This is a genomic window from Pseudomonas sp. S2_C03 (genome assembly GCF_054668405.1).
On the sequence record NZ_CP162766.1, the window covers coordinates 4008749 to 4022185 of the forward strand.

The 13437-nt window shown below is 60.0% G+C and carries 15 protein-coding genes and 1 tRNA gene; 7 read left to right on the plus strand and 9 right to left on the minus strand.

Features of this window, described 5'->3' with window-relative positions; genetic code table 11:
- Positions 1 to 99: 99 nt before the first annotated feature.
- The 6 genes from AB4N64_RS18540 (at position 100) to AB4N64_RS18565 (ending at position 4778) form a co-directional block, all read left to right on the plus strand.
- Positions 100 to 1587 carry a sensor domain-containing diguanylate cyclase gene (locus tag AB4N64_RS18540; RefSeq protein ID WP_460117330.1) on the plus strand — a complete coding sequence of 496 codons (1488 nt, stop codon included), beginning with the start codon at positions 100 to 102 and terminating at the stop codon, positions 1585 to 1587.
- A gap of 6 nt (positions 1588 to 1593) precedes the next feature.
- Positions 1594 to 1788 (plus strand): cysteine-rich CWC family protein, encoded by a 195-nt coding sequence (locus AB4N64_RS18545; RefSeq protein ID WP_460117331.1) that lies wholly within the window; start codon positions 1594 to 1596, stop codon positions 1786 to 1788.
- A gap of 56 nt (positions 1789 to 1844) precedes the next feature.
- Positions 1845 to 2537 (plus strand): pseudouridine synthase, encoded by a 693-nt coding sequence (locus tag AB4N64_RS18550; RefSeq protein ID WP_460117332.1) that lies wholly within the window; start codon positions 1845 to 1847, stop codon positions 2535 to 2537.
- A gap of 314 nt (positions 2538 to 2851) precedes the next feature.
- A complete protein-coding gene (locus AB4N64_RS18555; RefSeq protein ID WP_460117333.1) occupies positions 2852 to 3736 on the plus strand; it encodes an alpha/beta fold hydrolase in 885 nt (294 codons plus the stop codon).
- A gap of 138 nt (positions 3737 to 3874) precedes the next feature.
- Positions 3875 to 3948, plus strand: a tRNA-Gly gene (locus AB4N64_RS18560).
- 539 nt (positions 3949 to 4487) lie between these two features.
- Complete coding sequence (locus AB4N64_RS18565) at positions 4488 to 4778, plus strand: DUF3077 domain-containing protein (protein WP_460117334.1); 291 nt, start codon at positions 4488 to 4490, stop codon at positions 4776 to 4778.
- A 626-nt stretch (positions 4779 to 5404) separates the two neighbouring features.
- Here AB4N64_RS18565 and tam read toward each other — a convergent pair.
- Positions 5405 to 6175, minus strand: coding sequence for a trans-aconitate 2-methyltransferase (gene tam, locus AB4N64_RS18570; protein ID WP_460117335.1), 771 nt, complete (start codon positions 6173 to 6175; stop codon positions 5405 to 5407).
- A 141-nt stretch (positions 6176 to 6316) separates the two neighbouring features.
- Here tam and AB4N64_RS18575 point away from each other — a divergent pair, with 141 nt between their 5' ends.
- Positions 6317 to 6727 carry a low affinity iron permease family protein gene (locus AB4N64_RS18575; protein WP_460117336.1) on the plus strand — a complete coding sequence of 137 codons (411 nt, stop codon included), beginning with the start codon at positions 6317 to 6319 and terminating at the stop codon, positions 6725 to 6727.
- A 60-nt stretch (positions 6728 to 6787) separates the two neighbouring features.
- On the opposite strand, the gene AB4N64_RS18580 is transcribed toward AB4N64_RS18575, so the two are convergent.
- The 8 genes from AB4N64_RS18580 to AB4N64_RS18615 form a co-directional block, all read right to left on the minus strand.
- Positions 6788 to 7291: a DUF4142 domain-containing protein gene (locus tag AB4N64_RS18580; RefSeq protein ID WP_460117337.1), complete on the minus strand. Its 504-nt coding sequence runs from the start codon at positions 7289 to 7291 to the stop codon at positions 6788 to 6790.
- A 75-nt stretch (positions 7292 to 7366) separates the two neighbouring features.
- Entirely contained in the window at positions 7367 to 7525 is a 159-nt protein-coding gene (locus tag AB4N64_RS18585) for a KGG domain-containing protein (RefSeq protein WP_460117338.1), read from the minus strand.
- Between the two features lie 116 nt (positions 7526 to 7641).
- Entirely contained in the window at positions 7642 to 8991 is a 1350-nt protein-coding gene (locus AB4N64_RS18590) for a sensor domain-containing protein (RefSeq protein WP_460117339.1), read from the minus strand.
- A 3-nt stretch (positions 8992 to 8994) separates the two neighbouring features.
- The gene (locus tag AB4N64_RS18595; protein ID WP_460117340.1) at positions 8995 to 9612 is read right to left on the minus strand and encodes a LysE family translocator; all 618 of its coding nucleotides are present in this window, start codon (positions 9610 to 9612) and stop codon (positions 8995 to 8997) included.
- Positions 9613 to 9707: 95 nt separating this feature from the next.
- A complete protein-coding gene (locus tag AB4N64_RS18600; RefSeq protein WP_460117341.1) occupies positions 9708 to 9839 on the minus strand; it encodes a hypothetical protein in 132 nt (43 codons plus the stop codon).
- Between the two features lie 30 nt (positions 9840 to 9869).
- On the minus strand, positions 9870 to 11201 hold the full coding sequence (locus AB4N64_RS18605; protein ID WP_460117342.1) for an MFS transporter: 1332 nt from the start codon (positions 11199 to 11201) through the stop codon (positions 9870 to 9872).
- Positions 11202 to 11279: 78 nt separating this feature from the next.
- Positions 11280 to 12206: a hydroxymethylglutaryl-CoA lyase gene (locus AB4N64_RS18610; RefSeq protein WP_460117343.1), complete on the minus strand. Its 927-nt coding sequence runs from the start codon at positions 12204 to 12206 to the stop codon at positions 11280 to 11282.
- Positions 12203 to 13396, minus strand: coding sequence for a CaiB/BaiF CoA transferase family protein (locus AB4N64_RS18615; protein ID WP_460117344.1), 1194 nt, complete (start codon positions 13394 to 13396; stop codon positions 12203 to 12205). Before AB4N64_RS18615 ends, AB4N64_RS18610 begins: the two co-directional genes overlap by 4 nt.
- Positions 13397 to 13437 lie beyond the last annotated feature (41 nt).

Sequence of the window (13437 nt, forward strand, 5' to 3'; positions counted from 1 at the left end):
CATACCTGATCCGTGCCGATTCACCCTGCAAATCCCGCAGTTTTTTCACCGCAGTGCCACTAGAATGCTCTTCACGGGGTCACTGCCAACGGATTTGCCATGCCGCTTCACTCGCCGCTGTATATGCAACGTTCGCTGGTTCTCACGCTGATCGCGCTACTGGGTGCTGGCTTCCTCGCCACCTCCTTGCTCAGCTACTACGCCTCGCGCGACTCGATACGCGACAGCATCGTCAACACCGAACTGCCGCTTACCTCGGACACCGTGTACTCGGAAATCCAGAAAGACCTTGTCAGACCGATCCTGATTTCGTCGATGATGTCCCGCGACACCTTCATGCGCGACTGGGTGGTGGGTGGCGAACAGAACCCCGAGCAAATGACCCGCTACCTCAACGAGGTCATGACCCACTACGGTGCCTATACCGCGTTTTTTGTCTCCAATGCCACACTGACCTACTACCACGCCCAAGGCGTGCTCAAGCAGGTCCGGGTCGATGAGCCGCGCGACGCCTGGTATTTCCGCGTGCGAGACATGGCCGATCCTTACGAAATCAACGTCGACCCGGACCTGGCCAACCGCGACAACCTGACCTTCTTCATCAACTACAAAGTCTACGACTACAACAACCGTTTCATCGGCGCGGCAGGCGTAGGGCTGACGGTGGATGCGGTGATCAAGCTGATCGACAAATACCAGCAGCGTTACCAGCGCAGCGTGTTTTTCGTCGACAACTTCGGGCGACTGGTACTGACTGGCGCCGAGGGAGGCCCGCAAGGCGCACATATTGGCCAAACACTCAGCGAGCTCGAAAGCATGAAGGGCCTGGTCAGCCAGTTGCCCAACCCGCACAGCGGCAGCTACGAATATTCCGGCCAGGGCCAGGGACATTTCCTCAACGTGCGATTCATTCCGGAGCTGAACTGGTACCTGTTCGTCGACAAACGCGAAGACGGTGCCCTGAGTGATATCCGCAAATCGCTGTACCTCAACCTGCTGATCTGCCTGGTGGTGACGCTAAGCGTGCTGGCCTTGCTCAACCGGGTCATTGGCCGCTATCAGGGCAGGATCCAGACCCAGGCGACACTGGACAGCCTGACCGAGTTGCCCAACCGTCGTGGCTTCGACCTGCTGGCGGCACAAGCCCTGCAGGAAGCCCACCGCGAACCGCAACCGCTCACCGCAATGCTGCTGGACCTGGACCACTTCAAGGCATTGAACGACACCTACGGTCACCTGGCCGGTGATCAGGTACTGTCCGGTTTCGCCCGGGATCTGGAAAGTTGCCTGCGCCACGCCGACATCGTTTGCCGCTGGGGGGGCGAAGAATTCATCGTGCTGCTCAAGGACACCAACGGTGAGACAGGTCTTAAGATCGCCGAGAAAATTCGCCAGCATGTCGAACAACAGCGTTATGCCTACAACGGTCACTCCTTGCAGCTGACCGTCAGCATCGGCCTCAGCACCCTGCAACCCAATGAAACCTTGCATACCTTGATCTCCAGGGCCGATCATGCGATGTATCGCGCCAAGCAATCGGGCAGAAACCGCACCTGCGCCGAAATGCCCCACACCAGTTATGCATGACCTGACATGAACAAACCTGAATTCTGCCCAGCCTGCGGCGCCGCCAACGACTGCACCCTGGCCGACCCGCGCACCGCCGATCGACCTTGCTGGTGCTATGGCGTCAGCATCGACCCTGCGGTCCTCGAAGCGCTGCCGGCCGAGGTGCGCGACAAGTCCTGCCTGTGCCCGCGCTGTGCGCAGGTCGACGCGCAGCTCTAAGCGGTCGCGCGGCCAATCACGTAAGATGCGCGCCCCTTTCCTGTCGGTCCCCACTCATGCGCGCTGACCGTTTCCTCAGCAACCTTCCACGCTTCAACCGTAAGCAGGTTCGCCTGTTGCTGGTGGAAAAGCGCGTGCGCATTGACGGACACATCGTCAGCGACCCGCACGCCCAGGTGCTGGAATTCAGTCGTGTCGAAGTCGATGATGAGGTGCTGCAAAGCGGCAAGCCGGCGCGCTACTTCATGCTGCACAAACCCGCCGGATACGTGAGCGCCACCCGCGACCCGCAGCACCCCACCGTGCTTGACCTGATCCTTGAGCAGGACACGAACGACCTGCACATCGCCGGCCGCCTGGACTTCAACACCACCGGCCTGATGATCATCACCAACGACGGCAGTTGGTCACGGCGCCTGACCCAGCCGCAGACCAAACTGCCCAAGGTCTACTACGTCGAGACCGAAGAGGTGATCGGTCCGCAATACGCGCTGAAATTCACGGAGGGCTTGTACTTTGCGTTCGAAGATCTCACCACCCAACCGGCGCAACTGGAGCTTCTAGGGCCGAAGTCTGCGCGCCTGAGCATCGTCGAAGGTCGTTATCACCAGGTGAAGCGCATGTTCGGCCACTTCGACAACAAAGTGCTGCGCCTGCACCGCGAATCCATGGGCCCGCTGGTGCTCGATCCTGCGCTAAAACCGGGCGAGTACCGCGCCCTGCGCACCGAAGAGATTCAATTGATCTAAGCAGACGACCGCTCAGCAGATGTTGTCGAACAATTTACCAACGGCACTTGCGCGATCACAGGTCCCCTGCTTGAATCAGGACGTCGGCCGAAATGTGACCGATGAGTCACCGCGTACATCCAAGAAACTTTTTGTCGGTTAGAGAGCCACAAGGCTCCGCCTCAGACCGGCAGACTGCCCGCCAATAACAACACCCGTCGACCGGACTGCAATGGATCGACATGGGCCCGCAAAATTCCAGGCATATGCCTACCTGTCACAAAGCTCGTGCAATCTCATTTGCGCGCATACCCGCTTGCCAGGAGTCTTATGACATGAGGCCAGAAATCGCTGTGCTGGATATACAGGGTCAGTATCGGGTTTACACGGAGTTCTATCGCGCAGACGCCGCAGACAAGACCATTATTCTGGTCAACGGCTCGATGGCCACGACTGCGTCGTTTGCACAGACCGTGAAAAACCTGCATCCGCAATTCAACGTGGTGTGCTACGACCAGCCCTACGCGGGCAAGTCAAAAGCCCACAATCGGCATGAGAAAATGCTGACCAAGGAGATCGAAGGGCAGATCCTCCTGGAACTGATCGACCACTTCGCAGCCGAACACGTGCTGTCATTTTCCTGGGGAGGCGCCGCGACCCTGACTGCGTTGTCGCAGCGGCCACGGCGCATCGAAAAAGCCGTGATCAGCTCGTTCTCCCCGGTGATCAACGCGCACATGCTCGACTACCTGGAGCGCGGCGTCGAACACCTGGGCAACTGCGACCGCGACCGCGTCGGACACCTGGTGAACGACACCATCGGCAAACACCTGCCGTCGCTGTTCAAGCGCTTCAACTACCGCCACGTCAGCTCCCTGGCCGAGCACGAATACGGGCAGATGCACTTCCACATCAACGACGTGCTGCACAATGATCGGCAGTGCTACTTGAATGCGGCGAAAAAAATCGACGTGCCGGTGCTGTTCCTCAACGGCGAATGGGACGAGTACACCTCAGCCAGCGACGCCCGCCTGTTCGGCAACCACGTGCGACATGCCACGTTCAGCACGGTGGAAGCGACCGGCCACTTCCTCGACATGGAACACAAAGCAGCCTGCCGAGACAGTCGCAACGCGTTGCTGGGTTTCCTCAAGCCTGAGGCACAAACCAGCCGAACGCGTTACCACTTCGTACAGGAGCACTCTGCATTTGCCATCTGACCCAGCGCCATCGCGAGCAGCTCTGCCCTCTGTAGGAGCGAGCTCGCTCGCGATAGCCGCGACTCGATTTCTGACGTACAAGACAAAAGAAAAACTTCATTTCCGAGCGCACATCTGGTACAAAGTCACCCGCTCTGAGCGGGTATAGTTTAGTGGCAAAACGAAAGCTTCCCAAGCTTTAGTTGAGGGTTCGATTCCCTCTACCCGCTCCACTCAGATCAGGTTCCCACGTCGTAATGACGGGGGATGCAAGTCGAGAAAACCGGCCCCGATGGCCGGTTTTTTTGTGCCCGGGATTTGCCTCAAATACTTCTGTTTAAGCCCCCCTCAGACACCTCGTGAAAGCTACAACACCTTGCGTCGTTGCCTACGGGTACGTGAGAATCCGCCGGCTTGTGCGTTTTTGGGTTGGGTTTTATCGTTTTTCCGTCGCTGACAAAACCAGTGATCGGGGTTTGGTAGACCCTCCGCATCGACGCATAGCGTCACCTGTTTCGGCCCTTCTCTGGGTCGCATCTTATGGTGGCCATGCGCAGGGCTCCTTCCGGGGCGCCGGCTCCGATGCCCGGTCTACCAACCTTCGTATGGCCACCACCCTCCGTTTGGTAGCGAGATGGCGATGGTCCCTTTCGAATAGCATCGGAGTTCCATCTATGCCCAAGCCAACACCCGCTCCAAAAGAAACCAATCCAACCGCGCCCTCCCAAAACGCCGATCAAACCTTGAGCGGATTCTCGAACGGAGGTGACGTATGAGCGACGACCCCAGACTAACGACCATCGGCCTCACCCCTTTCCACTACTGCAATAACGAACCGCTGTTCCGAGTGAACCGCGGTGTGCCCATCGTCGATGCCCTGGAGCAAGTAGCGGATCTGCTCCACCTGGCCAGGCTGCTGACCGTCGACGCCGCGTATTCCCGAGACAGCGACCGCCACGCCTGGGCCGCGCATCATTTAACGTCGATGAGCAAGGCGGTTATCGATGATGTGCAGAAAGTGCTGAGCCGATGGCCGCCGATGAAGACCGACGGTCAGCAGTGAAAAGGCGACACCCAAGGTCTTTTGGGTAGCCAAAGAATAAGGGCAGCTTTGAGGCTGCCCTTTTACATTTGAATCCTGATATTTGCATCCTCAGGAAATGGGATGAAGAGGTCTCACCTTACACCGATGTTGCAGCGTCGCTGAGGTACCTACGTCTGCTATCGCCCTGCAAGGCAACAGATTTCGCGCTCTTGCGGTGATCTTTGAACAGGGGTGTCGCAGATGTCAAATCCATGTCGTTTCAAAAAGCTTCGTTAGCGTTAACGTTTTCGAGTGAAATCACCGATTTATTATCAAATTTCATCACGCGTTAACGTTTTGATTCGTGAAAACCTACGCTGCACCGCGTCTGAGCACATGAAAACGACCCAAAAAAAATCTAAATACGCTTTTTCTCACGGCTCCTCATATAGCTTGCGTATAGATGCCCGTCCCCCAGTAAAGAATCCGTAACCCCACGCCAATTCCGTCCAAAACGCCCCTACCCTGCCCGCTCACCTTCCACACCGAGATCAGCATGGATAACTCAGAGTTGGGGCTCATGATCATTTCAATCATCGGGCTGTTCGGCTTTGCTTCATTTCTTTTCGAGTACCTGAGCACCCGGCGGAAGGACCGCTGAGTTTTCAGCGGGTCGCGACGATGAACAGGCGCGGGAATGGCAGCAGCACCGAGCCATCGTCCAGGGTTGGATAGACCTGCTCGATGGCGGCGAGGTAGCGTTCCAGGTACTGCGCTTGCTCGGCCTCGCTCAACGGTTGCAGATACGGCCGTAAACCGCTGCCCTTGAACCACTCGACAATGCCCGCCGCACCGCCCGCCAGGGGGTGGTGATAGGTGGTGTGCCAGACATCGACGCGGCTGCAATGAGGTTTGAGCATGGCGTAGTAGTCGCTTGCGGCGGCCACTTGGGTGCGTTGCGCGCTGGCGTCGCTCAGTTTGCTGGCCCATGGGCCGTCGGCGGCGATTTCACGCATCAGGCGATGGGACGGCTGGTTCAGGGTGTCGGGCATCTGGATGGCCAGGCTGCCGCCTGGGGTCAGGCGTGCGGCCAGCGACGGCAGCAATGTGGCGTGGTCGGGCAGCCATTGCAGCACCGCGTTCGCAAAGATGACGTCGAACTGGGTGTTGTCGTTCCAGTTGGCGATGTCGACGGTGTCGAACGCTAAGTGTGGCAGCCGCTTGCGCGCCGCCTCGATCATGTCGCTAGAGCTGTCGACGCCGCGCACCGTGGCACCCTCGAAACGTTCGACCAGCAGCTCGGTGGAATTACCCGGGCCGCAACCGATGTCGATGGCCGTACGCACTTGCGCGGTCGGGATTGCCGCGAGCAAGTCGCGAGCCGGGCGGGTGCGTTCATCTTCGAAGGCGACGTACTGTTTGGCGGACCAGGTCATTGTGTTCTCCTGTTATGCACGAGCGATTCGCTACCATACCTTGTCGAGCGCCCTCTACCCTACCCGACTCAAATGTAAGCAGAATTTTCATGCCGCCCGCGCTGTCACACTTTCAGACGCATCCCAATAAGGAACACGGCAATGAAATTCGCAAAAATCTCGCAAAAGCTAGCCCTGTGGGCCGGCAGCCCCAAGACATTCATGGGCGCTTTGATATTGATTGGGTTGTGGGGGTTGAGCGGGCCGATTTTCGATTACAACGACACCTGGCAACTGATCATCAATACCTCGACGACGATCATCACGTTTCTGATGGTGTTCCTGATTCAGAACACGCAGAACCGGGACACGGACATTCTGCACTTGAAAATCGATGAACTGCTGCGGGTGAACAAGGAAGCGCAGAACGCCATGTTGGGCTTGGAGCTGCTCGATCTGGAGCAACTCGAGGCGCTGCGCAAGCACTATCGCAAGATGGGCGAAGGCGAGGTGCATGCGTTGGCAGGGTTGGCTGAGACGAGTAAGAAGAAGATTGATTTGAATGATTGCTGAGGGCGCAGGCGCCATGTGCGCCCTGGTCTTGTGGGAGCGAGCCTGCTCGCTCCCACAGGGTTAACGACTCGCCTGCAACGCCCTGGCCATCTGCAGGTGGTTTTGCAGTTTGGGCAGGGTTTCTTCGGCGTAGGCCTTGATCTCCGGGATGTCGGTGGTTTGCGCCTGCTGCTGCAGCTGCTCAATCGCTTCCTCGGTGGTCTGGACCTGACTGGCGGCGTAGGCCTGGTCGAAGGTATCGCCCTCTTTCACTTCTGGCATCAGGGCCTTGGCCTTGTCGACCACTTCTTCCCGTGGCGCCACTGGCAAATCCAGTTGTTTGGCGATTTTCGCCAGATGCTGGTTGGCCGTGGTGCGGTCGTTGATGACGACAATGGTGTAGTCCTTGACCTCTCTGGACTCGGACTTCTGGTGCGCCATGCGACTGGTTTCGATGTCGGCCATGCCTTTGGCGGATGCGTCGTTGATGAATTCGGCAGGTGACTGGGCAAAGGCACTGCTGGCACACAGGCCCACTAATGTGGCAAAACCGGCGTTGCGTACTCGGGTGGCCATCCGGCTCATGGTCGCGCCCTCCTCTTGTGAACATTCAAACGGGAGCTTTCGCTCCCGTCTCTCAATCAAAACTACCCACAATCACTACTTGGATTTCTGACCGCCTTTGCGGTCCGTCTCGGGTTTCGACGGTTCTTTATCGACGGTCGTGGTGGTAGTTTTCCCACCTTTGCGACCCGCTTCGGACGCCTTCGTTCGATCGTTGGCGAAATTTCCTGAGTTCGAGTTTCTTGAGTTAGGCATGATTCTCTACCTCTTGGTGATGATCGCGGCGAGCAGGAGCCCGCCTAATGTGAGAATTTTCATCACGACAAAGGTTTAGAAAAAACAGGAGGGATGCGACGAACGGCGGGCAACGATCACATCTTGTAATCGAGGTGATGTTGTCGTTTGGCGTTGTACATGGCCTCGTCGGCATGGCGGAACAATTGCTTTTCCTCGATACCGTGCTCGGGGAAGATGGCAGCACCGATGCTCGGTTGGATGTTGAGGCTGTGGCCGTCCAGGCGCAATGGCTGCGCCAGGACCAGGCGTATCTTGCCGGCGACACTCTCAGCGTCTTTAGCCGCCTGGATACTGTGCAGCAACACCACGAACTCATCTCCGCCTATGCGCGCCACGGTGTCCGTCTCGCGCACGCAGCCCTTGAGGCGATTGGCCACGGCTTGCAGCAGCATGTCACCAACCGCATGACCGTGGGTGTCGTTGACCTCCTTGAAGCGGTCCAGATCCACATACAGCAACGCCATGCGCCCACCGTCCAAACGGGCCTGGGTCAGGGAGGCTTTCAGGCGATCGCGCAGCAATTCGCGGTTGGGCAATTGCGTCAACTGATCGTATTGGGCCATGCGTTGCAGCCGGGCGTGCAACTGCTTGCGCTCGATCGCCGTCGCCACTTGCGCGCAGACGAACTGCAACATCTCCTTATCCTGCTCGGTGTAGCGTTCGCCGCCGGCCACGCTTTTGACGATCAGCGCCCCGATGGTGCCGTTCTGTGAGTTCAACGGTACGCCCAGCCAGCACGGCGATTGCTGGCCTTCGACCAGTCGTTCGAAGCCTTGCGGGGTACCCTGCTGCCCCGGCGTCAGCAAGATCGGCTGGCCGGTGCGGATCACTTCGGCGCACAACTGCCCGGTGACCGTTCCGGGCTGCTCGGGTTGGTGTTCGTGGTCGTCGACGTGATAGGGAAAGTTGATCTGCGCACAGTGCTCGTCATAGAGCGCAACGGAGAAATTCAGCGCTGGCAGCCATTCACCGATGATCAGGTGGATGCGTTTGAACAGCGCCAGCAAGTCCTCGGCCGCATGGGCTGCCTCGGAAATCGCGTACAACGCCGCTTGCCGGGACTCGGCCTGCTTGCGTTCGGTGATGTCGCGGGCGACGGCGATACGCAGTTGATCGACCTGCGACCAACGCGCCGACCAGAGGATATGCACCACGCGGCCATCCTTGCGCACGTAGCGGTTCTCGAAATTGAGCTTGGGATCTCCGCCCATGATTTCCCGCGCGGCATCGAGGGTGCGCTGGCGGTCGGCGGGATGCACCAATTCGATCATGGGCTGGCCGATCAGCTCGTCGGGGGTGTATCCGAAAATGCGCTCACACGCCGCGCTGACAAAAACAAACTGGCCTTGCTTGTCGACGGCACAAACGGCATCCAGCAAAAGATCGAAGTAACTCGCCTGCGGCGCCGGGTTTCTGGTTGTCATGCTTCAAGCCTTGTTCGGCATCAGTCCCGGCAGCGCGTGCAGGAGAGCGTTGATGGCAAAACCGATGAACATCACCCCGCACAAGCGGGTGATGAGCAACTCATGACGTTGATACAAACTGCGCACCTGCCGCGCACCAACGATGCCCACGAGAATAGCGTAGGCGATCAGACCTCCGACAAAGCTCAGGACGATCAGCCACGGCAACATCGCCCAGTTCAGCAGCTCGGCCCGACTCGACAGCAGCGCTGTAAACGTCGCCACCGCCACTGGGTACGCCTTGGGGTTGGTCAGGCCGAACAGCACGCCAGGCCCCTGAGGCGCCTCGACGCTGCTGCGTTTGGCCCGCACCGCGCGCATGCCCAGCCAGAACAGGTACAGGCCGCTGAGCACGCCCAACACGTCAAAAGCGGTACTGCCGATTTCCCGCGCACCGACAATCGCGATCAACGCCGTGCTGCACCAGATCACATCGCCGAGCAAATGCCCGCACAGGAACCCCGCCCCCGCCCGTCGCCCCCGTGCCGCGCCAATGCCAAACACCGCAAGCACACCGGGACCTGGCGTAATGCCATAGATGAAACCCGAGGCGAGAACGGCCATCAGCAGCGAGGGGGTCATCGGAGGAGTCCTTTTGAACTGATCAGTGAGTGGCGGCAAGTCTATATCAGGTCACGGAAAACCGACTCACTGCTCGTCGAAGAACTTCGCTGCGGTTAACGCATTTCACCTGTAGGAGCGAGCATGTCGAAGCGTCGAACCGTCGCGATGGAGGCACAGACACCGCTGAGTGTCAGGCAGTCAGCGTCATCGTTGACGACCATCGCGACGGTTCGACGCCTCGACATGCTCGCTCCTACAGCGGTTCTATGCGTGCCTTAGATCTTATCGAGCGTACGCAGCTTCTGCGGCAACCCCCACAGCAGCAGTGCTACGGCGATCAGCGCGCAGACGCCGATGACGTACAGCGCCGGCGTGGTGCTGCCTGTCAGGTCCTTGATGCGCCCGACCATGACCGGGCTGACGATGCCGCCGAACTGGCCGAGGGTGTTGATCACCGCGATCCCGCCAGCGGCCCCCGCACCCGCCCCGGCCAGCAATTTGGGCGGCAAGGTCCAGAAGCTCGGGATGGACGCGACGATCCCCGCCCCCAGCAGCCCCAGTGCGACAATCAGGAAAGTCGTGTGGCTGGCGAAGATCCCGGCGCAGAAGAAGCCCAAAGCGCCCACCGCGACCAGGCCAGCGACAAACTTGCGGCGCTCGCCGGTTGCGTCGGACAGGCGTCCGATGACCACCATGCTGATCGCCCCGCAGATGTACGGAATCGCCGTCAACAGGCCGATCATCACCGGGCTCTCGGTGCCGGCGCTGCGGATCAGTTGCGGCGCCCAGAAATTCAGGCCGTAGGACGCCACCTGGATCAGGAAGTAGATCAAACCCAAGGTCAGGAAGCCGGGAATGCGCAACGCCGCGAGCAAAGAGCCGCCGCTCTTGTGCGGTTCATGGTGGGCAATGCGGCTGGCCAGCAGGGTTTTCTCCGAAGGCGTCAACCAGTGGGCGTCTTCGATGCGGTCCTTGAGCAGGGTCAGCACCAGTACACCCAGGCCGATGCACGGCACACCGCCGAGCAGGAACAGCCAGTGCCAGCCGCGCATCTGCATCACACCATCCAGATGCTGCAACACCAGCCCGGAGAATGGCGCGCCGACCAGCCCGGCGAACGCAGACGCAAGGAACAACATGGAAGTAATGCGCCCACGATAATGCTGCGGGAACCACAGCGTGAGGTAATACAGCACGCCAGGGGCGAAACCGGCCTCCATCGCACCGATCAGGAAGCGCAACGCGTAGAACTGCCATTCGCTGGTGACGAACACCATCAGTGCGGTGGCCAGCCCCCAGGACATCATGATCCGCGCGATCCAGCGCCGCGCGCCGACCTTGTACAGCATCATGTTGCTCGGCACTTCGAAGATCACGTAGCCGACCACGAACAGTCCGGCGCCCAGGCCATAGGCGGTATCACTGAGGCTCAGGTCGGCCTGCAACTGGAACTTGGCGAAACTGATGTTGATACGATCGAAGAATGCGAACAGGTAGCAGACCATGATCAACGGCATCAGTCGCCACGCGACTTTGCTGACCAGGGCTTTTTCTGCGTCGTGATTGACGGACGGGCTCATGCCCGCCTCCAGTACATTGAGGCTCATAGTGTTTCTCCAGGCGGACTTCCCGTGGGTGTCCGATTGTTTTTGTTGTCTGGTTGTGAGGCTTGAAAGGGTCGTCGATCAGGCCGGTATCGGGTGCAGGTCGCAATTGCGTCCGGCCTTGGCCAGTTGACTCGGCACGTCATGCCCCAACAGTGCTGGCAGACCGCGTGACAACTTGAGCAGCAGAGGCAGGTCGATGCCCGTGGGGATGCCGACTTCGTCGCACAGGTTCACCAGGTCTTCGCTGCAGATGTTGCCCGAAGCGCCCGGCGCAAACGGGCAGCCGCCCAGGCCGCCGAGGGCGGCATCGAAGCGCCTGGCACCGCCCTCGTAAGCGGCCAGCACGTTGCACAGGCCCAGGCCGCGGGTGTTGTGGAAGTGCAGGGTCAAGTCCGCGGCGGCCACGCGTTGCAGCACACGCCGCACCAGGCGATCGACCTGGCGCGGGTTGGCCATGCCAGTGGTGTCCGCCAGGGTGATGCCGGTGATGCCGAGTTCCTGATAGGCGTCGACGATGTGCAGCACACGGTCCTCATCGATTTTGCCTTCGAAGGGGCAGCCGAACGTGGTGGCGATGCTGCCGTTGAGGCGCACCGGGGTGCTACCTGCGAACTGGACGATTTCGCCGAACGCTGCCAACGAGTCTTCGCAGCGCATGCGCATGTTCGCCAGGTTGTGCGTCTGGCTCGCGGACATCACCAGGTTCAGTTCATCGGCGCCTGCTGCCAGCGCCCGTTGTGCCCCCTTGAGGTTAGGGATCAGGGCGACGTAGATCACCCCCGGTTGCCGGGCAATGCCGGTGAACACCGCTTCGCCATCCCGCAAGGCCGGGATGGCCTTGGGCGACACGAATGAACCCGCTTCGATGCGACTGAAACCGGCCAGCGACAGCTGATCGATCAACGCGATCTTGTCGGCGGTTTCCACCCAGGTCGGTTCGATCTGCAAGCCGTCGCGGGGCGAGACTTCCTGGACGACCAGGGTTTGCGAAAAGTCAGTGATCATTGCACCACCCCTAGGGTTTTCAAGCGTTCGATGTCCAGTTCGGACAGGCCCAGGCCGGCCAGAATCCCGTCGGTGTGCTGGCCCAGGCTCGGCCCGGACCAGTTAACGCCACCCGGGGTTTCGGAGAGTTTGGGCACGATGCCTGGCATTTTCACCTGCAGGCCACCGGGCAGGTCGGCGTTGAGCAGCATGTCCCGCGCCCGATAGTGCGGGTCGGCCACGATGTCGGCCACCGAATAAATGCGCCCGGCCGGCACCTCGGCCGCTTCCAGGGCCGCCAGCACGTCGTCGATCGGCAGGCTGCTGGTCCAATGGTTAATGGCGGCGTCCAGCATGTTGCTGCGGGCGGCGCGTCCGTCGTTATGGGCGAACTCCGGCGCGTCGGCGAGATCGCGACGACCGATCACTTCCATCAGGCGCTTGTAGATCGGATCGCTGTTGCCGGCGATCACCACATAGGCGCCGTCGGCGGTCAGGTAGGTGTTGGATGGCGCGATGCCCGGCAAGGCCCCACCGCTGCGCTCGCGCACATGGCCAAGCATGTCGTATTCCGGCACCAGGCTTTCCATGACATTGAACACGCTTTCGGCCAGCGATACATCGACCACTTGCCCGCCGCCCTGCCCGGTCTTGACCCGCAACAGCGACATCAGGGCGCCGATCACAGCGTGCAACGATGCCAGCGAATCGCCGAGGCTGACGCCCACTCGTGCTGGTGGCGAACCCGGCGTACCGGTGGTGTAGCGAATGCCGCCCATGGCCTCACCGATGGCGCCAAACCCCGGACGGTCACGGTAAGGGCCCGTCTGGCCATAACCGGAGATGCGCACCAGGGTCAGATTGGGATTGAGGGCGTGCAGGACGTCCCAGCCCAGGCCGAGCTTTTCGAGGGCTCCCGGGCGCAGGTTTTCGATCAGCACGTCGGCGCTGCTCGCCAGTTGCTTGACCAGGTCGATGCCTTCACTGGATTTGAGGTTCAGTGCCAGGGATTTCTTGTTGCGCGATTGCAGGTACCACCACAACGAAGTGCCCTGGTGCAGCTTGCGCCATTTACGCAACGGATCACCTTGACCCATGGCTTCGATCTTGATCACCTCGGCGCCGAATTCGGCGAGCATGCGCGCGGCAAACGGCGCGGCAATCAGGGTGCCGATTTCGATCACTTTGATTGCACTTAAAGGGGCAGTCATCGCGGGGTACCTCTTGTTCTTGGAATTGGCTCCAAGGCTAG